Raw genomic sequence first — 17,495 nt, 5'->3', positions numbered from 1 at the left:
GGGGAGACTGCCAAAGCAGGCTTCCGTCCTTAGGACCAAGGCGCGGTCCCGGCGAGGGAAGTCCAACAGGATCGTCGCTCTCTGAGCGCCTGGATCGACGCGCAAGCGCGGATGAAGCCTCTCTCCGAACTCGACCGCCTGCCCTCGTCGAAGCAGGTCGCGTTCGCCGAACGCCTGGCCCGCATCAAGCGCCGCGCCGTCCCGGAAGAATGCTTCCGCGACAAGGGGCTGATGTCGAAGTGGATTGACGGAAACAGGTGAAAACCAGCGGGGTCGCGGCTTTATTGCTTTGTAGACCTCCATCTCCTATATTGCTTGGGAAGTTTCCGCACAGAGATGATGCAATGGCCTCGGTCGCCGCAAAGGTAATGTCGACAGTCAGCGCGCCCTACGGCGTGCTGCTGACGGCTGCGCAGCTGGCCGAAAAGATTGCCGACATCAAGAGCGCCGACACTTGCGATTGCAGCGTGTTTGCCTTCCTGTCCGAAGTGTCGCCCAAGCTTCAGCAGTCGTTTATCGACGAGATGGGTGTCCACAAGGATGCCGTCATCGCAGTTGCAGGGAAGTTTTCCGATCTCGCCGGATACAAGCTTCCGCTCGCAATCTGAATGAACACCCCGCAGCCAAGCCGCTGGCCCGAGCTTTTTGATGTGGCAATGTCGATCATCGACCAGGCCAACGGCCAGGGTATCGGCATGCACAATTGGAGCTTTGGGGGCGGCACTGCCCTCATGTTTCAGATCCAGCACCGCGAAAGCCACGACATCGACCTGTTCATCGACGATGCCCAGTACCTGCCTTACCTGAACCCGGAGACGCAAGGCTACGATCTGACTCTTGCGCCGAGCGACTACGAGACCGATGGCACACGGGCGTTGAAGATCGTGTTCGACGGTGTCGGCGAAATCGACTTCATCTGCTGCGACCCGGTCACCGAAGAACCGTTTGCCGTTTCCGAAATCCGCGGACGAAGCGTCAAGCTTGAGACTCCGGCCGAAATCCTCGCCAAGAAGGTCGTGTTCCGCGGCTCGCACTTGCAGCCGAGGGACATGTTCGACATCGCCGCCGTCGCCCAGGCACTGGGCGAGGACTATGTTGTTGACGCATGTTCAAGGTTTCCGGCCGCCTGCGAAGAAGCGCTTCGGGTGACTGAAAAGATGAACCCGAGGCTCGTAGAATCTGTCACCGCAAAGTTGTTGGTGTCAGAGGGCTTTCAGGCCCTCCAAACCCTAGCGCAGACGATCACGAAAGAACTGCTGACAGCAGTCGTCACCCGAACCGGCGTCCAGCGTCGGTGAAGGTGTATTCGTTGATGACGATCCCTTCCTCCACCGCCTCGTCAGAGGTCAGGTGGTCATATTCGGCTTCCAGCTGCCGATAGAGCCAGCGGGCGAGGTCGCGCAGCGCCTCTACAACAGTCTCTTCACTTCCTTCGGCTGGAGGCTGCCCGGTCGGGCTGTCGCGCGACACGTCGATGCTCATGCAATATTCGTGGTAGTAGCGCCCGCGGTGGGTCACCTCGGCGTGGAGCTGATAGAAGTTCTGCCGCTGAGCGGCCTGAAGACGACCGGCGATGCCGTGCAGGGTCTGATCCTGCGGGGCGTAGGAGCGGATTTCGCGCGTGGATCCCTTTGCGTGTCCAACCGTCGCTTCGAAACAGGCCTTATGCAGAGCACCGCATAAAGCCTGTTATGCCGAGCGACAGATTATGCGGAGCGGTCAGGTCATCACGCTGTAAACGCGAGGGATTTTCGACAATCTGCTCCGCATAACGACGGGCTTATGCCCTCGCGCGTTCTTTTGGGCGAGAAGTGGTTCGCCGGAATTTTCCGGCATTGAGCCCATGTCAGGAGATCGAATGTCCAACACCCCCAAGAAAAGGCGGAACACTCCGCGGTATCTCACGCTTTCAAGACTTCATTTCGCCGGCCCCCACTTCGAGGGCTATGTCCGTTGGCTTCAGGCACGGAATTACACCAAGACAACGATTTCGATGCTGACCATTTACTTGGGGCATTGGACGGATTGGATGCACGGCGCTGGCTATGGTCTCAGTACTATCCACAGCGGATACGCAGCATCTGTACCGGCCTTCAGGGCCATGCCGAATTACTACATGCGCTTGCGATCAGGTGCCCTCTTTGTACTTTTTCTTGAAGAGCAAGGCATCGTCGACCCACTGCCGAAGCCGCCTTCCCCGAGTGAACGATGGCCGATCCTCGGCGAGTTCCGGGATTGGATGCTCCGAAATCGTGGGGTGAAAGACAGCAGCCTCGATACCTATCAGAACATCCTTGTTCACCTGTTCCTGGTCCTTGGCGACGAGCCGGAGGCTTATAGCGCCCATGCCATCAGGGAGTTTGTGCTTGGACGCGCGGGCATGCACGGCCTTGCTCATGCAAGGATGACGGTGACCGCCACTCGCGCATACCTGCGCTTCCTGATCGCAACTGGACGTTGCCCGGCCGGCCGTGACCAGGCCATCCCGAATTTTGCGGGCTGGCAATTGGCAGCAGTGCCAGACTTCCTCAACGATGCGGACATCGCGAGGATCGTGGCAGCTTGCAGCGGCGAGGCCCGCCTGCGCGATCGCGCGGTCATTCTATTCCTTGTCCGACTCGGCTTACGCGCCAGCGAAGTCGCAAACCTTGAGTTCGGTCACATCGACTGGCGGAATGGTCGCATTGCCATCAGGGGTGGCAAGTCCCGTCGTGAAGAATGGCTGCCACTTCCTCAAGAAGTCGGCGAAGCGCTGCTGGCCTATCTGGACAGGGGGCGGCCGACATTAGCCTCTCCGCGCGTGTTCGTCACAGCGCAAAATCCGATGCGTCCGATGTCGAGGTTTGCTGTCAACTGTCTAGTTCAGGCGGCTCTTGACCGGGCCGGCATTCAGAGTGGTCGACGCGGTTCCCACCTGCTTCGTCATTCGGCGGCGACAGCGATGCTTCGACATGGGGTCAACCTTGCCGGGGTCGGAGCGGTCCTGCGGCACCGTTCGCTGTCCACGACCATGCAATATGCGAAGGTTGACTTCGCTCTGCTCCGCGAAATCGCCCAACCCTGGGCGGGGGAGGCAGCATGCTGACCGAGGAAATCAATCGCTACATCGCATTGCGAAGGTCTCTTGGCTTCAAGCTCAAGGAGACGGCCAAGAACTTGGCTTCGTTCGGCCAGTTCGTCGAAGCCAGAGGTGAGCGGCACGTCAGGACGGCAACAGCGGTGGCCTGGGCTGAAGGTGCGTCGACGCCAGACACGCGGTATCGCCGCATAGCGGATGTCATCCGGTTGGCAACCTTCCTGCACGCAGAAGACGCTGCACATGAGATTCCGCCGGCAGGCATCTTCAAGGCGCATCGGACCAAGTTCATTCCTTACATCTTCACGCCTGATGAATTGGCGAGGTTCATCGTTTCGGCTCGGGTCAGGCAACAGAACGAAAGCTCTCCAGTTCGGCGCGAAATCTACGCCGTCCTGTTTGGCCTGATCGCATCGACCGGGCTACGGATATCAGAGGCTTTGAACCTGACCCTGAGCGATGTTCTGCCGGATGGCATCTTGCACATCCGAAAGACCAAGTTCGGCAAGAGCCGAATGGTTCCGCTGCATCCGAGCATGATGTGCGCTCTCAACCGGTATCTGGAGCTGAGGCTGGCGGTGGTGACAGAGGACGACCACCTCTTCCTTTCTGAAGGGAAGCGGAAAATCTACTACTCTGTTCCGCAAAAGGCGTTCCACGAGATCCTTGCCATTGCGGACATCGCGCCCGGTCGTCCCAGACGCCCCCGCATCCACGATCTGCGCCACACCTTCGCGACACGGGTGCTGGAACAATCTGGGGCCGGGCGCGAAGCGATCGCGCGCAATGCTGTCGCGTTGATGACGTACATGGGGCATTCCAACCTCAGATACACGTATTGGTATCTCCATCGGACGCCCGAACTGCTGGCCGAAATCTCTGCCGCAGCCGAGGAACTCTTGACGGAGGGCGGCTCATGACAGCCCTCGCGCCGGTCATTACGCAGTTCATGCAGGATTACCTGCCTCGGCAGCGCGGGTTCAGTGTCCACAGCAGCGAAACCTATGCGCATGCCTTCAAGCTTCTGTTCCAGTTCGCGGCGACGCGTGTCGGATCCAGCCCGTCGCAGCTAAGCATCGAGCAGCTGGACGCACCATTGATCCTGGCCTTTCTGGATCATCTCGAGACAGATCGCGGAAATGGCGCCACTTCGCGAAACGCGCGGCTTGCGGCCATCAAGTCGTTCATGCGGTTCGTTGAATACCAGCATCCAGCCCTCCTGACGCAAGTCGCGCAAATCCGGGCGATCCCGACAAAACGTTGCGAGAACAAGCTGGTCCAGCATCTGTCCAAGGACGAGGTGCAGGCGGTTTTGAATGCTCCCGATGTCACGACGCGCTTGGGTGCAAGGGATCGCGCCATGATGCACCTGTGTTTTGCGGGTGGATTGCGCGTGTCGGAACTCGTGGGGGCTGCCTTGACCGATCTAGTTCTAGGCCAGGCTCCGAGTCTGCTGGTTCGAGGAAAAGGGCGAAAGCATCGGCACTTTCCACTCTGGAAGCAGACAGCCTCAGATCTGCGGGCTTGGCTTGCCGTGCGTGGGCTTGCGCCTGCACCGGAGATCTTCGTCAATGCCGAGGGGAGAGCGATGACGCGATCAGGGTTCGAGTATGTGCTCGACAAACACGTCGTGAAAGCTTCTCGGTACTGCCCATCATTGGCGGGGCGTTCAGTGTCGCCCCACCAGCTCAGGCATAGTTGCGCCGTGATCATGCTAGAGGCGACCCGCGACATCCGAAAGGTCGCGCTTTGGCTGGGCCACGCGGACATCCGAACGACCGAGACCTATCTGCGCGTTGATGCAGCCCAAAAGCTCGAGGCAGTAGAGGCGGTCATCCCGCCCGAGTTGCGTCGTGGAAAGTTCAAGGCTCCGGATGCGTTGATTGCGATGCTGATGACCGGAAGGAAAAACACACTGAACTGAACCCTTCCGGAGTTATGCGGAGCGGATTGTCGAAAATCCCTCGCGTTTACAGCGTGATGACCTGACCGCTCCGCATAATCTGTCGCTCGGCATAACAGGCGCCATCGCCTTGCGACGAAAACCCCGAGAACCAGATGCTGGGTTTCTGACGGGTGCCGCCGCCCATCAACCGGACAGAACGGGTCTTCAGGCTGACCCCGAGGATATCGCAGATGCGCTCGAAGTCGTCATAGACTGCATCCCACCAATCATCGTGGAATGCCGCCTCGCGATACCAGCTGCGCGCCTGCTCCTTGGCTGCGTCGGACAGTTCCGGGAACTGATAGACGGTCGTGCAGATAACTTCAGGCATCGGGATCCTCCCCGGTCAGCGCCTGGGTAAGCCAGGTCTGGGTTCCGACCCAACCGACGACTTTGCGCGCGCCGAGGTCGATCACCGTCGCGCCACCGCCAAAAGACCCGACAATGGGAAGAGATGCAGTGTACGCGAAATCGAACCCCCAGAGGCCGCGCAAATCGAGTTCCTCTGCCAAGCGCAGGACGAAGGCGACGACGCCGTCAGGATCGCCGCTGTCGTCATCGTGGATCCACAGTTCGCCGGACTGGCCTTCGTCCTGCAGCGATATCTCGAAGCCACGATACTGCGGTTCGTCAGACTCGTTGTCGTCCGCGCGGCAGCGCTGAAACATCGCCATCGCGGCGGCGGCTCTTTCGGCGCTGCCGACATCAATGAGACAGGAGAAGTGGGTAAAGTAATCGGCCATTTGGCCCTCCAGATATGAGAACGCCCGACCCGAGTGGCCGGGCGCGATGTAAATTCGGGATCGACGGATGACGCGGGCGTCAGTGCGGTTGTACTCGCGCTAGGTCTCGCGCCGCGTGGTGGGCGCTGAGCAGATCGCGGCAGTAGCGCTTGCGCGCCGCGCGCCAACTGCGGACGGCCAGAGTGTCGGGATGAAGCCGCCGCATCGCCGTGCGCAGAACCGTCAGGTTCGACGCCTCAGGTGGCAGGCAAAGGTCTTGGTAAGCCCGGCACATGTCAGCGGACCTCCAGAACTGGCGGGGCCAGATGCGGGTCGACGAGGGCTTCGATCTTCTCGGCTCGGCCCATCCACGGCTCGGGCCGGATGGTTTTCACCCAATCCGTGAAACTCGGGATGAAGCCCAGATCCTCGCGCACATGCTGTTCGCCAACCCATCGGGTCGGGATGATGCGGCCGGTCGAGAGCGTGATCGTCGTCCCGAAGATCGCCTCCGAGAGCCAGATCCCGGCCGAGTGGTGGAACATGGCCCGGTGACGAAAGTCCGCAGAATGGGCTTTCGAGCTATCATTTATCCGGACAATCAAGCTGTTTTTGTTCTCCCGGTCGGGGTTTGTCGTGGTTGTCCATAGGAGGGCCCCCGCCGCCCGCGTAGCGCGGATACGCGCGCAGCGGAGCGGGCGGCGGGGAGGTACCTGTGGGCTACCGCGACATTTTCCGTGCCGCTTCGACCGTCTGCCCGACCTCCTGGGCCGCGTCTGAGACTGGCTCGCCCAGTTCGACGAGAAGCTGTTCGATGCGGGAAGCTATTCCTGAATGCCGTTCGATCTCTCGTGTCCAACCGCGGCAACGCGCATCTTCCGTCAGATTGAGTTCGAGGCGATGGCGCGCTCGCAGCCTCGGCGCATAAGATCGGGTGGTGACGAATTTGGCGCAGTTCAGATAGAGGTCGCATTCACAGGGACCTTCTTCCGGCAGCCGGAGACAATGGCCGAGTTCGAGCTCGGTCTTCAGGAAGTTGCACTTCAGCCAATCGACCGTGCTTTGCGGCAGGCGCTGATTGCGGATGATCTCTGCCGCGGGTCCGGCGATCGGCGCATCAGGTTTCAACACGGCCTGATAGTCCGCGAGAACCGCTTCATCGCTGACACGGATATAGACCATCGACATGTGCAGGCTTTGATGCCCAAGCACGTCCATGATCGTCTGCATCCGGGCACCGCCTTCGGCGAGTTCCGTGCCGACCGTATGGCGGAAGCGATGTGCCGAGATGAGATTCTGCCCTTTTCCATCGACCAGGCCGAGTCGGTGAGAGATGTCTTTGAGTGGATAATTGAACAGGTAGTCGGGCGAGATCGCGACACCGCGGCGGTAGAAGAGAAACTTGACGTATTGGCCGGTTCTCGCATCCGGGACCGGGCGTTCGTCCGACTTTGCGCGCAGGTCGATGACCTTGCGAAGAGCTTCAGCAGCCTCAGGGTGAAGCGGCACGAGCCGTTCCCTGTAGGTCTTTCCCGCCGGAATACGCAGCCGTGGCGTTCCGTCCGGATAGGCGTCCAGACAGTCGACGGGCAACCTTGCGATCTCTGTCCGACGGGCGCCGGACCAACGCGCGGTCAGGATTGCGGCGCGCTGGAAATCGCAGGAAAGCTTGCGGACCTCTTCCATCAGGGGGCCAAGCTGTTCGGCGGGGATATACCGAGGGAGGCGCTGTGGAAGGCGGGGAAGATCGCGCGTGTTCAGCACTGGTCGCGTCGGAAAATCCGGCCACTCCCAAGCCGCGCCCTCACTGAGGAATTGCGCAACATGAAGCGCGCGGGATCTCTGGGCGGTAATCGACAATGTACGCTTGGTTCTGGCGCCGACTTGGCTCCTAAGATCGATCAGGAAGGCAGTCATCACCTCGGACGTGACATTGGCGAACTTCTCGATCTTTGGATCGTGGCGAACTAAGAAGTCGACAAATCGGCGGAGCGACACGGCGCAGTGGTCGACCGTCACCCTGGAAAGGCTGGTGCGCTTGATCTCTAGCCAGCGCTCGATGAAAACACCCATATCCGGCCTCGGATAGACATAAGGCCTGCGCTTGTCGGCGGTCATTCGTGGTCGCGCGATGCCGTTGCCGAGGTGGTGCAGTACAAGCTGTGTCTGTCGGACATAGCGGTGCCAGAAATGGGCGGTCGCCTTGGCCTTCTGCGAGTCGTAGCCATGGAAGCGCTTCATCACGGCAGACGCCGCATATGCAGAAATTGCATCGTTCAACGCGTCGAGGTCGTCGGAGGTGATAAGTTCAGGCGAACGTATGCCGGCATGAAGCGCAATTCGGGAAACCACCCAGATGGACGACCCCTGTGGCGTCGTCTGGTGATACCCCATCGCTTTCTGGCGCTTGCGGAGATCCGGAATGCCTAGATCGATGCCCAGCTGTTTTGCGAGTTGGGCGGCATACATGGGCGAAATCGACAGGAGGAACCCATAGTCGAGGCGGAGGCGGTCCGTGAAGGCTAGGTAGTAGAGATATTGCCGCGCCCAGAACGAGGCGGGGTGTTCAGGTGTGAAGGCGGACGTTCCGTGAAGTCGGCCGAGCCGAACCTCAAGCGGTTGTTCGCACCAAAGAGCGAGATCGGGAAAAGCGGCGACGAACTCTCGACGTTGAGCGATATACCGGTTCTTCATATTGCGGGTCATGTCGAGGCTGAGGATGAATGTGCGGTATTCCCCCTCCCCGCTATGCGACGGCGCGATGTCGGTCGGAAACGTCATCAGGGCATCCGGCAATGGGGCCGTCATGGCTTCAGCCCCATTGCACGGCTGTACTCGGCGAGCACAGTGGCGTCGGACACGCGAGTATAGATGCGCGTCGATTCCGGTGATGCATGCCCGAGCCGGCGCTGCAGGGTCAGCTCTCGCATGCCTGCTTCCCACATGCGGGTGGCGTGGGTATGTCGCAGCGCATGCGGTGTGACGCCGGGGCATTTGATCCCGGCGCGTTCCGCCGCTCGCGCGAAGGCTTTTGCCAACGCGGCATAGGACAAGGGCTCAGACCGCCTCCTGCCGTTTCCGCCGACGAGAAAGATGAACGGCGTCTCTGTCTCGCGGGGACGGTCACGCATGACATAGGCGCTGATGGTATCGAGGGCCTGCCCGTCATGGAGGTCGACGACACGCTCGACGCGTGACTTTCCGCGTGCCCCTTTCGGGTGGTCAGCGCGACATCGAACGGTCACGCGCCGCCGCCCATAGGCGATATCCTCGAGATGCAGACTGAGCGCTTCGCCTGGCCTCAGCCCACCGTGCAGCATCAGCAGCACAAGGGCGCGATCGCGTAAGCTGGTCAACTCGGCGAGTAGACGTTCGATTTGGTCGTCGCTCAACGGGCGAGGCAGGCGGTGAACGCTGCGGACACGGATCACGCGCACACTCGCTGAGCGACGGGAAATGCCTTCAAAGAACGGTCTGTGCCGATCAGTGACCGAAGGCTTGTTGATACTCTTGCTGACCCGCATCGGGTTCGGCGGGGTCAGCGTCCCTGCGATGATCGCCCAGTCGCAGAAAGACGACATTGCCGCCAGCGCTCGATTGACCGTTGCCGGTGACAGCCGATCCGGGCCAGCCGCATTTGCGGACCGGCCGGGGCGCATATCGATCCGGTCATGCAGGTAAGCGATCAGATCAACGGCGTTCGAAATGTTGAAGCTCTGCCACTCGAGCCCTTGGGCTTCGAAGAACTCCCACACGCGCCGCAGGTCGTAGGCGTAGGAGCGAATGGTGTTCGGGGATGAGCCCCGAGCGTCAAGATAACGGAGGAAATCGTGAATCGGTTCGACGGAATTACCAGCATCGTCGCGGACAAAATAGCGAGGGACAGTCCCCTCTGGAGTTCTGGTGACTTGCATAATCGGCCCTCGGAAAAAGGTGAAAACTTCAGCCTTGGATGTGAAATCGCAAGTGTCCAGATAATCGATGACCACGCGTGGATGGCCTGGAAATCGTCGACCGTGCCGCCCCATTTTGTCACCGAGGACAGGGCGTGATGATACGGATGTGCCATCGCCGCCCCCTCAGAAATCATGGGTGAAGAGTTCGGACGACGTGAACCGTTCGTTGAACTCGAGGTGGATGGTGCGGGCCGCGGCATCAAAGCAGAACTCGCCAAAGGCGCCGTCGTTGTTTTCCCAGCCGCCATGGGTGTCGGACAGGAAATCATAGGCCAGTTGCTCGGCCACATCCTGAAGCGAGAGGCTCCGCATCTCGACCTCGGGACGGTCCCAGGTCAGCGCGGCATAGGCGATTTCGACTTCGGGAAAATCGACGGCCGTGTCACCGTCCCAGGCAGCAATGCTTTCGATCTGGCCGCTGTCGCCTTCTCCATCGAAACTCACGGTGACATGGGTGATACCCGCAGCCGCCAGGCCGTCGAACAGACGGTCCTTATTGGCGGGGCGCAGGGCTGCGATCCGGGCGGTACGCTCGGCGTGGGCCGCGAAGATCGACGCGAGGTCGACGGTCGAAGGCGGCAGCGGGGTCGCAAGAGTGGGTTGGGTCTGGGTCATGTCTGTCTCCGGGATAGGGAAGGGATCTGAGCCGGACGGGCGATCTCTCTCACCTGCCCAAGCTCGCTATCCCCCTGCCCTCCTCTGCCTCTTTGGAGTTATGCCGCGATCTGCAGCGCGCGGGCGGCAAAGCTGCGCCACAGCGGATCGACCAGACGCGCCTCGAGGAGATCGGCCCGCTGGCGGAGCCGGGCGGCGAGGTCGGGCTCACACCAATCACCAGCGCGAGCACCTTGGGCGCGGAGCGCGCTTGCCTCGATGACGACGGAGCGCGCCTCGGTGGCGCTCTGCACCGGATGGCACCAGGCGATGGCGCCGGACGACGCGAGGCCCGCCAGAACCAACCGGTCGTCTCGGTCGAGAACGGCGAGGATCTGCGGCGCGGTCTCGCAGTCCATTTGGCCGACCGCCGTGACGGCACCCTGCATGGCATCGGTCAGGCTCGCGAAACGGGCGAGAGCCTCGGGCTGCGCCATACCCGACAGGGCTGCGGCGGGGTCCGCATTGGGCAGGGTCAAAGCAAAGGGATGATCCGGCGAAAAAGACGCCGAGAGGAAGGCAATCGGAAGCCCGGTGGGCGACATGGGGGAAGCCAAGGTGACATGATCAAACATCGGACGATCTCCGACGGTGCGGGAAGCCACTCCTCCCGCTTCAGCCGTCAAAGTCTAAACCGCCGCCCTCTTTCTCGAAGGGCGGCAGGATGGCAGGAACATTGGTCAGCTTCGGAGCGATCACATCTTGCCCGATCCCTGCAGCGACAGCTCGTAGCCCGCGCCAACGATGATGTGGTCGTGGAGCGTCAGGCCGAGATATTTGCACCCCTTCTGGATCTCCTTGGTCATGCTGAGATCTGCCTCCGACGGCGTCGGATCGCCCGATGGGTGGTTGTGGATCAGGATCAGGGCGCTGGCGTTCAGCATCAGGGCTCGCTTGATCACCTCGCGCGGATAGACCGGGACATGGTCGACCGTGCCGGTAGACAAAAGCTCATCGGCGATGATGCGGTTCTTGCGGTCGAGATATAGGACATGGAAGCGTTCGATGGGACCTCGGACGGTCAGAGCGCAATAATCCATCAGCGCCTGCCAACTGCCGATGACCGGGTTTTGGCTGAGGTAGCGGCCGAGGATGTCACGGGCCTCGAGGACGATGGTTTCTTCGTGGGGGGTCATGGGGGTCTCGCTGAAATGCGCAGGCCGAAGCCCCCTGCCCTCTCGGGGCGGGGCCAGTGGCATGCATTTGGACGGGGAAAGCGCGACCGCCGCCGATGCAGGCGGTCGCGTTGTCGGGCCCGGCGTCAGCCGACCCGGTCGAGGAGCTTCTTGGCGCGTCCTTCCATATCGAGGCGGGCATCCTGCTGGGTCTTGTCGCGCGCAAGCCGCGTGATGCCCTGCACGAAATCGAAGATGCTCTCCGGCGGGCGGCCCTCTTCCATCAGAACCTTCTCGATGATCTTGCCGCCCTCCGCCTTCGAAAAGCCCCGCTTCCTGAGGAAGTCCGCGCGATCCTCGTCGCTGCGCGCCACGATCTGCTGCCGCGCCGCCTTGATGCCGTTTACGAAGCCCTGCGGCGAGGAATTGGAGAAACGCGTCAGCGCCGGCGCCGCCTCATGGGCGAAGCGCGATGCGGCGTATTTCGAGTGGCGGATCTTGATCTCCTGGAAATCCTCGACGCCCCATAAATTCCTATTTTGGCACACGGCCCGCAGGTAGAAGCTCGCCATGCCGAGCGTCTTCGCCCCCACCTCGGAGTTCCAGCAGTAAAACCCCCGGAAGTAGAGGTCTGGAGAGCCGTCGGGCAGTTTGCCAGCCTCGATTGGGTTGCGATCATCGACCAGGAACAGGAAGACATCGCGGTCCGAGGCATAGAGCGTGGTCGTGTCGCGGCTGATCTCGACATCGGGGTTGTAGACCCCGGTCGACCAGTCGAGCACGCCCGGCACCTTCCAGCGCGTGTCGCCCGTGCCATTGCCCGCGATGCGCTGCACCGCCTCGACCAGTTCGTGGTCATGGATACGGCCGTAGTCAGGGCCGGTCACCGCGCGCAATTCCGTGCGGCCATCTTCCGTCTCGAAGGTCTTCACCTGCTCTGCGCGGTGGTTGGTCAGGCCGTATTGCAGGTTGATCCCCGCCAGCGGCGCGGGCAGCTGCCGCAGGTAGGACGCCGGAGCGCCGACGATGCTGGCAAGCTGTCCGAACGCCCAATGCGTGGGTGCGACCGGCTCCTGCGCCTTCGGCAGCACCAGCTGCAACCGCTCGGCGCTGTCGCGCGCCGCCTCGACCCGGATATCCGCGGTTTCCACGATCCGGCTGCGGCTGCGCTCGGACCGACCCTTCACCGAAGCCCAGAGATCGTCGAGCGACAGATACCGCTCGTCATCAGGCCGATTGAACCATTCGGACGACACCCGCCCGTTCCGCTCGCCCCGGCTCACATCCACCTTCCAGCCACCCGCCCGTGCCGGTTGCACCGGGTCCAGAACGTCCACAACACCCATCGGCTATCTCCCGCGACGGGCGCCGGAAGCCACTCTCCCGATCCTTCAACCCGTCACGAAAGCTCCAGCCTCACTCTGACTCTCCCCAAACCTTGAATGTCGCCAATTATGACGCTATATACCGTCATAATAACCGATTGGACTCTTGTCATGCACATCATGAACTTCGCAGAAGGCGGACAGTTCGAACCCCGCAAGATCGCCGCTGCACTCCGCACCTCGGCCGAAGAGGTCGCCATGACGGTGGGGCTCGGCAAGGACGCGCTTCAGCGTCGCGCCCGCATTAATTCGGACAAGACACAGCGCCGTCTGCGCGAACTGGTCGAAGTCCTTAACAAGGTGGAGCCGCGCTTTGGCTCAGAGTTGATGGCCTATGCGTGGTTTCGATCGGAGCCCCTGCCCGGTTTTGACGGACGGACCGCGATGCAACTCGTGCAGGAAGGCAAGGCCCAGCAGGTGCTGGAATATATCGACGCGGTTGACGCCGGCATTTTCGCCTGATGCCGCTGAATGATATGCGCTATGCGGGGCAACTCTACCGAGCGCTCAACCCGGTCTATGCACGTGAACCTCTGTCAGGCCGCGGCGCCAAACTCTACGGCGGACGCTTCAACGCAAAGGGAACATCGGCACTCTACACCGCACTCGATCCGGCAACTGCCTTGCGTGAAGCCAATCAGGCGGGTCACCTGCAGCCAACTACCCTCGTTTCCTACCACGCGAATCTGGGACCAATCTTCGATACACGCGACCCAAAGGAACTGGAAAAGCGTGGGGTGTCGGCTGAGATACTCGCCAATCCCGACTGGCGGGCAGCGATGCTGGATGGTCGTATAGTGCCAACGCAGGATTTCGCTCGCGCCCTCGTCGAGGATGGTTTCGCGGGTCTCCTCATCAGGAGCTATGCCAAGGGCGCATCTGACGCCAACCTGAATATCATCCTTTGGCGATGGGCTGGCGACGGCTGCGCCCTCGAAGTGATCGATGACGAGGATCGACTGGGTCGAATGTAAATGTAATTGCCGTGGACGCCGTGAACCCGGCGGGTTTTCCCGCCGGGCCCTGGGGCGAGGCCCCGTTCCTCAGAACGGGATCTCGTCGTCGCGATCGACCAGGTCGGGGCTTTCACCGGCGCTCGCTTTCGGGCGCGAGAGGAAATCGACCTTCTCCGCGATGATCTCGCAGCCGTAGCGGTCGGTGCCCGAGGCGTCGGTCCATTTCGTGTAGTGGATCCGGCCCTGGACCAGCACCTTCATGCCCTTTTCGCAATGCTCCGCGACAGTCTTGCCGAGGCCGTTGAAGCAGGTGATGCGGTGCCATTCGGTGTCCATGACCCGGTAGCCGTTGTCATCGCGGATCACCTTGCCTTCGGAAAGGCGTGGCCGCGAGGTGGCCAGCGTGAAGTTGGTGATCTTGGTACCACCTTGCGTGGTGCGGATCTCGGGGGTCTGACCGATGTTACCAGCGAGGATGACGATGTTCTGCATGTGAAGCTCCTGTTTCTCTGTCGCCGGGACCGTCCCTTCGACAAGACCCGGAAGAAGCCCGCCGGATGACGCGCGCACGGTGGATGGCACGGACGCCGGACACCCCCAGAGGACCGGGGTGGTGCGGGCAGACCTGGAACAGGTCAACTCGGCCCGGGACGGCGCGGGGTTGCGCGCGAGAAGCCGAACGGGCTTAGGGGATTGTCAGTCGAAGGGATGGAGCCGGGGATAGGGGCGACCTGGGGCTCGTGCAGACCTCGGCCTCCTGGCCAAGGCAACGGGGTTGAAGCATTCACGAAAGCATCGACCCTGCGGCTCAAACCAACCTCACCCCCCCGACCTATTCGCAGTGAGCGCCATGGGAGTTGCGATCTCGCGACCGGACGGCTATCCCGGATCGATCATTCAGGACACGGGGGCCAAATGGCTGATTTCAATCTCGAGGCACTGTCGCTCAAGGAGCTGCGGCAATTGCAGAAAGACCTCGCCAAGGCGATTTCCACCTACGAGGACCGGCACAAGGCCGAGGCCCGCGCCAAGCTGGAGGCAATCGCCAAGGAGATGGGCTACTCCCTCGCCGACCTGATCGGTGTAGAGGTGAAAGCCACCCGTTCGGCAGCCGTTGCGAAGTACCGTCACCCTGAGAACGCGGCTCTCACGTGGTCTGGCCGCGGCCGGAAACCGCAGTGGTTCGCTGATCACGTCAATGCCGGCAAAGACCCGAGCGATTTGGCGATCTGACAGAGGGCGGTCCGATCACACTCGCCGCATGTCTCCAAGTTAAGAGAACGGCTTTTTGCTGACACGACACCAAGCTCATGTTAGCAAAACGACACTTTCTTAACGCGAGGCAGGGATCATGTTAAAGCCGACCTATGCCATTCCCAAGCTACCCCCTGCAGCGGATATCGAAACTGTCCCGGTCCTGAAAGCGCTCGCTCGCGCCAGCCGAGCGCTGGCTGACCTTAAGGGTCAGGCCAAGACCATCCCGAACCAGGGCATCCTGATCGACACGCTGGCGCTTCAGGAAGCCAAGGCCTCGTCTGAGGTGGAAAACATCGTCACGACGCAGGACGAACTGTTTCAGGCGGACCTCTTCCCAGATGACCCGCAGTCTCCCGCAGCCAAGGAGGTTTCTCTTTATCGCGACGCCCTACGGCTTGGCTATGCACGTTTGCGCGAAACCGACGGCCTGATTCCAAACTCGGCGCTGATCGACATGTTTCGCTTGCTGAAGGGGCGAAGCGACGGATTTCGCGGGACACCGGGAACCGCCCTGAAGAACGAGCAGACGGGCGAGATCGTTTTCGTACCGCCCCAGGACGCGCACGAGATCGCCAGCCACATGACGGCGCTCGAAAAGTTCGTCAACATCGACGATCTCTGCGACCTCGATCCGTTGATCAAGATGGCACTGATCCACCATCAGTTCGAAAGCATCCATCCGTTTCCTGATGGGAACGGACGAATTGGGCGCATCCTGAACGTGCTGTATCTTACCCGGACCGGTTTGCTCGACATCCCGGTGCTGTACCTTTCGCGCTTCATCACGCGAAACAAGGCGGACTACTACCGGCACCTCCAGGCGGTGCGCGATACCGGCGATTGGGAAGCATGGATCATCTACATGCTGGAGGCTGTTGCGGAAACATCCGCCACGACTGTCGAGATTGTGACGGGCATCCGCCAACAAATGGCAGATGTGAAACATAGGCTTCGCGACGAGTTACCGAAGATCTACAGCCAAGAACTTCTGAATAACCTGTTCCGCCACCCCTACACGCGGATCGAATACCTGCAGAATGATCTGGATGTCAGCAGGCAGACGGCCGCGAAGTATCTCGACACCTTGGCCGAACACGGCTTTGTCGAAAAGCACCGCTCTGGGAAAAGCAACTACTTCATCAATGTCGCCTTGGTGAAACTCTTCCTCGACGTGTCGGGCGGGCCGTAAGGCCCAGTTTGAGCCGTAAGGCTTTGAAGGGCAGCTGGGCCCAACACTTGTCGGCTTGTTTTTCCGGTCGGCCGGAACGGCGACAGGTAAAGGCTCGGATCGGGGCCCCAGCCCCGACGCCGAGCCCTCGTTGAGGCCGTGGGCTCATGCCCACGGGTCCACCTCACCCACCACCTGAACCTCGTCGCCGTCGATTTCATCGGCGGGGACGGCGCCAAAGGTCCCATCACCTGCCTGGAAGACGACGATCGAAACCATGAGCGTGGCGGCGAGGGAGGCGGCGAAGGCGTGTGCATCTTTGCGGGACATCTGTTTGGCTCCTGTCTTGGAGGCGGGGGACCATCCCCCGCGCGACAGGACCTCGCAGGCCCGAAGACTGGCAGACATCACCGGGTGCGTTCGGCCCCCTCTTCAAACGGGGCCGAATCCACCCGGCGGCACGGGTTCGCCCGTAGTCCGACCCCTCGCGGGTTGATCTCGAAGACAGGATTCGGGGCAAGGAAGGGAATGGCGAGCGGGGGATGGTACGACCGCTGACTGGAGCCGGGTGTCCCGCTGATGCTATCGCTGCCAGCCTCCCGGCAGACATTTGGTACCAGATCTAGTTCCGTGTTGGATTGGAACCTATGGTGCCCCGCGATCTCGCGGGACGCGGTCGTGATGGGTGAGAGGCCCGCGCTTTGGCGGACCCCTTGGATTCTACAGGCTCAGGCGGCAAGTTCCGCATCCCCTGCCCTATCGCCGCCCTCGCTGCCGACGATCTCGAGCCGCGCATTGCGATAGCCTTCTCTGGCGATCCAGAGTTCGGCTGCCGTGACAGACTCGGCCAGGTGGAGCAACTCCGAGCAACCGCCGAAATCCAGCAGGACGCGCACCTGTCCAGGCTTCGGTTCCTCTGCCACCTCGAAGGTCAACGCACTGTCAGCCGAATGCGTTCGCATGATGGTGACAAGAATGACCCCATCCGAGGAGAAGTTGCCCTCGTGCAGCGTGAACGACGCCGGCGCCGTCCAGGTCGGATAGGGTCGCGGCGGCTCCTTCTTGACGAGACGGCCGACGCCGTTCGAGCGCTCCCAGGCCGCGAGCTTCTTCGTGAACCGCGCAGGCGGTTTCGGACTGTTGTCGGTGTAGCGAATGAGCGCCCCCAGGGGCGCGGTGTCGAGAATGGTCGTTGCAGACATGATTCCTCATCCTGAATGCGCAATTTTGCATTCATCCTATTGATATTGTTACATTTTAT

Annotated in this window: 19 protein-coding genes and 5 pseudogenes; 10 read left to right on the top strand and 14 right to left on the bottom strand. The window is 61.3% G+C overall.

All coding sequences use genetic code 11. The features are described from left to right. Window positions 1–57: 57 nt before the first annotated feature. The 3 genes and pseudogenes from NT26_RS21430 to NT26_RS21420 form a co-directional block, all read left to right on the top strand. A pseudogene (locus tag NT26_RS21430) lies at window positions 58–261 on the top strand (hypothetical protein); the annotation flags it as partial. An 83-nt stretch (window positions 262–344) separates the two neighbouring features. Continuing rightward, entirely contained in the window at window positions 345–608 is a 264-nt protein-coding gene (locus NT26_RS21425; protein ID WP_052642745.1) for a hypothetical protein, read from the top strand. 48 nt (window positions 609–656) lie between these two features. Beyond that, a complete protein-coding gene (locus NT26_RS21420; RefSeq protein WP_244467742.1) occupies window positions 657–1,298 on the top strand; it encodes a nucleotidyl transferase AbiEii/AbiGii toxin family protein in 642 nt (213 codons plus the stop codon). On the opposite strand, the pseudogene NT26_RS21415 reads toward NT26_RS21420, so the two are convergent. Further along, window positions 1,270–1,662, bottom strand: a pseudogene (locus NT26_RS21415) (antitoxin of toxin-antitoxin stability system); the annotation flags it as partial. The gene NT26_RS21420 and the pseudogene NT26_RS21415 sit on opposite strands and share 29 nt — an antisense overlap. Window positions 1,663–1,858: 196 nt before the next feature. Between NT26_RS21415 and NT26_RS21410 the strand changes: the two are divergent. Genes NT26_RS21410 through NT26_RS21400 form a run of 3 tightly spaced genes read left to right on the top strand, consistent with a single transcriptional unit; the run spans window position 1,859 to window position 5,000 of the window. Then, a complete protein-coding gene (locus tag NT26_RS21410; protein WP_244467741.1) occupies window positions 1,859–3,085 on the top strand; it encodes a site-specific integrase in 1,227 nt (408 codons plus the stop codon). Beyond that, complete coding sequence (locus NT26_RS21405; protein WP_052642742.1) at window positions 3,079–3,996, top strand: tyrosine-type recombinase/integrase; 918 nt, start codon at window positions 3,079–3,081, stop codon at window positions 3,994–3,996. Before NT26_RS21410 ends, NT26_RS21405 begins: the two co-directional genes overlap by 7 nt. Continuing rightward, window positions 3,993–5,000 carry a tyrosine-type recombinase/integrase gene (locus NT26_RS21400; RefSeq protein ID WP_052642740.1) on the top strand — a complete coding sequence of 336 codons (1,008 nt, stop codon included), beginning with the start codon at window positions 3,993–3,995 and terminating at the stop codon, window positions 4,998–5,000. The genes NT26_RS21405 and NT26_RS21400 overlap by 4 nt, the downstream gene beginning before the upstream one ends. A 91-nt stretch (window positions 5,001–5,091) precedes the next feature. Here NT26_RS21400 and NT26_RS21395 read toward each other — a convergent pair. The 10 genes and pseudogenes from NT26_RS21395 to NT26_RS21355 form a co-directional block, all read right to left on the bottom strand. Next, window positions 5,092–5,352 (bottom strand): annotated as a pseudogene (locus NT26_RS21395) (antitoxin of toxin-antitoxin stability system); the annotation flags it as partial. Further along, a complete protein-coding gene (locus tag NT26_RS21390) occupies window positions 5,345–5,764 on the bottom strand; it encodes a hypothetical protein (RefSeq protein WP_052642738.1) in 420 nt (139 codons plus the stop codon). The gene NT26_RS21390 and the pseudogene NT26_RS21395, both read right to left, overlap by 8 nt. A gap of 275 nt (window positions 5,765–6,039) precedes the next feature. Beyond that, window positions 6,040–6,330: pseudogene (locus NT26_RS23200) on the bottom strand (DUF6915 family protein); the annotation flags it as partial. A 133-nt stretch (window positions 6,331–6,463) separates the two neighbouring features. Continuing rightward, entirely contained in the window at window positions 6,464–8,524 is a 2,061-nt protein-coding gene (locus NT26_RS22905; protein WP_162197815.1) for a tyrosine-type recombinase/integrase, read from the bottom strand. A 23-nt stretch (window positions 8,525–8,547) separates the two neighbouring features. Beyond that, window positions 8,548–9,657, bottom strand: coding sequence for a tyrosine-type recombinase/integrase (locus NT26_RS21375; RefSeq protein ID WP_052642963.1), 1,110 nt, complete (start codon window positions 9,655–9,657; stop codon window positions 8,548–8,550). A 71-nt stretch (window positions 9,658–9,728) separates the two neighbouring features. Continuing rightward, window positions 9,729–9,812: pseudogene (locus NT26_RS23440) on the bottom strand (DUF6915 family protein); the annotation flags it as partial. A gap of 10 nt (window positions 9,813–9,822) precedes the next feature. Next, window positions 9,823–10,314, bottom strand: a complete 492-nt coding sequence (locus tag NT26_RS21370) for a DUF6878 family protein (RefSeq protein WP_052642734.1) — start codon at window positions 10,312–10,314, stop codon at window positions 9,823–9,825. A 98-nt stretch (window positions 10,315–10,412) separates the two neighbouring features. Next, window positions 10,413–10,928, bottom strand: a complete 516-nt coding sequence (locus NT26_RS21365) for a hypothetical protein (protein ID WP_052642732.1) — start codon at window positions 10,926–10,928, stop codon at window positions 10,413–10,415. Window positions 10,929–11,048: 120 nt separating this feature from the next. Further along, on the bottom strand, window positions 11,049–11,489 hold the full coding sequence (locus NT26_RS21360) for a JAB domain-containing protein (protein WP_052642730.1): 441 nt from the start codon (window positions 11,487–11,489) through the stop codon (window positions 11,049–11,051). A 125-nt stretch (window positions 11,490–11,614) separates the two neighbouring features. Beyond that, window positions 11,615–12,814 carry a hypothetical protein gene (locus tag NT26_RS21355; protein ID WP_052642728.1) on the bottom strand — a complete coding sequence of 400 codons (1,200 nt, stop codon included), beginning with the start codon at window positions 12,812–12,814 and terminating at the stop codon, window positions 11,615–11,617. A 150-nt stretch (window positions 12,815–12,964) separates the two neighbouring features. Here NT26_RS21355 and NT26_RS21350 point away from each other — a divergent pair, with 150 nt between their 5' ends. Together NT26_RS21350 and NT26_RS21345 are read left to right on the top strand one after the other, a co-directional pair. Next, window positions 12,965–13,315 (top strand): MbcA/ParS/Xre antitoxin family protein, encoded by a 351-nt coding sequence (locus NT26_RS21350; protein ID WP_052642726.1) that lies wholly within the window; start codon window positions 12,965–12,967, stop codon window positions 13,313–13,315. Continuing rightward, entirely contained in the window at window positions 13,315–13,827 is a 513-nt protein-coding gene (locus NT26_RS21345; protein WP_052642724.1) for an RES family NAD+ phosphorylase, read from the top strand. The genes NT26_RS21350 and NT26_RS21345 overlap by 1 nt, the downstream gene beginning before the upstream one ends. A 69-nt stretch (window positions 13,828–13,896) precedes the next feature. On the opposite strand, the gene NT26_RS21340 is transcribed toward NT26_RS21345, so the two are convergent. Further along, window positions 13,897–14,301 carry a single-stranded DNA-binding protein gene (locus tag NT26_RS21340; protein ID WP_052642722.1) on the bottom strand — a complete coding sequence of 135 codons (405 nt, stop codon included), beginning with the start codon at window positions 14,299–14,301 and terminating at the stop codon, window positions 13,897–13,899. A gap of 423 nt (window positions 14,302–14,724) precedes the next feature. Between NT26_RS21340 and NT26_RS21335 the strand changes: the two genes are divergently transcribed. Further along, window positions 14,725–15,042, top strand: a complete 318-nt coding sequence (locus NT26_RS21335; protein ID WP_052642720.1) for an H-NS histone family protein — start codon at window positions 14,725–14,727, stop codon at window positions 15,040–15,042. A 118-nt stretch (window positions 15,043–15,160) separates the two neighbouring features. Further along, complete coding sequence (locus NT26_RS21330; RefSeq protein ID WP_052642718.1) at window positions 15,161–16,255, top strand: Fic family protein; 1,095 nt, start codon at window positions 15,161–15,163, stop codon at window positions 16,253–16,255. Window positions 16,256–16,399: 144 nt separating this feature from the next. Here NT26_RS21330 and NT26_RS23045 read toward each other — a convergent pair whose 3' ends face one another. Then, window positions 16,400–16,564, bottom strand: a complete 165-nt coding sequence (locus tag NT26_RS23045; protein WP_168624922.1) for a hypothetical protein — start codon at window positions 16,562–16,564, stop codon at window positions 16,400–16,402. A 398-nt stretch (window positions 16,565–16,962) separates the two neighbouring features. Continuing rightward, on the bottom strand, window positions 16,963–17,436 hold the full coding sequence (locus tag NT26_RS21325) for a hypothetical protein (RefSeq protein WP_052642716.1): 474 nt from the start codon (window positions 17,434–17,436) through the stop codon (window positions 16,963–16,965). Between the last annotated feature and the right edge of the window lie 59 nt (window positions 17,437–17,495).

The sequence above is a fragment of the Pseudorhizobium banfieldiae genome (assembly GCF_000967425.1).
Lineage (GTDB): Bacteria > Pseudomonadota > Alphaproteobacteria > Rhizobiales > Rhizobiaceae > Neorhizobium > Neorhizobium banfieldiae.
The sequence above is the reverse complement of the archived record's forward strand: the minus strand, read 5'-3'. Positions and strand labels throughout refer to the sequence as shown.

What these genes read in the sequence shown, in the direction of transcription:
- NT26_RS21365 (WP_052642732.1), bottom strand. Translation starts at nt 10,928, where the DNA reads ATGTTTGATCATGTCACCTTGGCTTCCCCCATGTCGCCCACCGGGCTT.
- NT26_RS21390 (WP_052642738.1), bottom strand. Translation starts at nt 5,764, where the DNA reads ATGGCCGATTACTTTACCCACTTCTCCTGTCTCATTGATGTCGGCAGC.
- NT26_RS21330 (WP_052642718.1), top strand. Translation starts at nt 15,161, where the DNA reads ATGTTAAAGCCGACCTATGCCATTCCCAAGCTACCCCCTGCAGCGGAT.
- NT26_RS21370 (WP_052642734.1), bottom strand. Translation starts at nt 10,314, where the DNA reads ATGACCCAGACCCAACCCACTCTTGCGACCCCGCTGCCGCCTTCGACC.
- NT26_RS21405 (WP_052642742.1), top strand. Translation starts at nt 3,079, where the DNA reads ATGCTGACCGAGGAAATCAATCGCTACATCGCATTGCGAAGGTCTCTT.
- NT26_RS21345 (WP_052642724.1), top strand. Translation starts at nt 13,315, where the DNA reads ATGCCGCTGAATGATATGCGCTATGCGGGGCAACTCTACCGAGCGCTC.
- NT26_RS21410 (WP_244467741.1), top strand. Translation starts at nt 1,859, where the DNA reads ATGTCCAACACCCCCAAGAAAAGGCGGAACACTCCGCGGTATCTCACG.
- NT26_RS21425 (WP_052642745.1), top strand. Translation starts at nt 345, where the DNA reads ATGGCCTCGGTCGCCGCAAAGGTAATGTCGACAGTCAGCGCGCCCTAC.
- NT26_RS21335 (WP_052642720.1), top strand. Translation starts at nt 14,725, where the DNA reads ATGGCTGATTTCAATCTCGAGGCACTGTCGCTCAAGGAGCTGCGGCAA.
- NT26_RS21325 (WP_052642716.1), bottom strand. Translation starts at nt 17,436, where the DNA reads ATGTCTGCAACGACCATTCTCGACACCGCGCCCCTGGGGGCGCTCATT.
- NT26_RS21420 (WP_244467742.1), top strand. Translation starts at nt 657, where the DNA reads ATGTCGATCATCGACCAGGCCAACGGCCAGGGTATCGGCATGCACAAT.
- NT26_RS21355 (WP_052642728.1), bottom strand. Translation starts at nt 12,814, where the DNA reads ATGGGTGTTGTGGACGTTCTGGACCCGGTGCAACCGGCACGGGCGGGT.
- NT26_RS21400 (WP_052642740.1), top strand. Translation starts at nt 3,993, where the DNA reads ATGACAGCCCTCGCGCCGGTCATTACGCAGTTCATGCAGGATTACCTG.
- NT26_RS21350 (WP_052642726.1), top strand. Translation starts at nt 12,965, where the DNA reads ATGCACATCATGAACTTCGCAGAAGGCGGACAGTTCGAACCCCGCAAG.
- NT26_RS22905 (WP_162197815.1), bottom strand. Translation starts at nt 8,524, where the DNA reads ATGACGTTTCCGACCGACATCGCGCCGTCGCATAGCGGGGAGGGGGAA.
- NT26_RS21340 (WP_052642722.1), bottom strand. Translation starts at nt 14,301, where the DNA reads ATGCAGAACATCGTCATCCTCGCTGGTAACATCGGTCAGACCCCCGAG.
- NT26_RS23045 (WP_168624922.1), bottom strand. Translation starts at nt 16,564, where the DNA reads ATGTCCCGCAAAGATGCACACGCCTTCGCCGCCTCCCTCGCCGCCACG.
- NT26_RS21375 (WP_052642963.1), bottom strand. Translation starts at nt 9,657, where the DNA reads ATGCAAGTCACCAGAACTCCAGAGGGGACTGTCCCTCGCTATTTTGTC.
- NT26_RS21360 (WP_052642730.1), bottom strand. Translation starts at nt 11,489, where the DNA reads ATGACCCCCCACGAAGAAACCATCGTCCTCGAGGCCCGTGACATCCTC.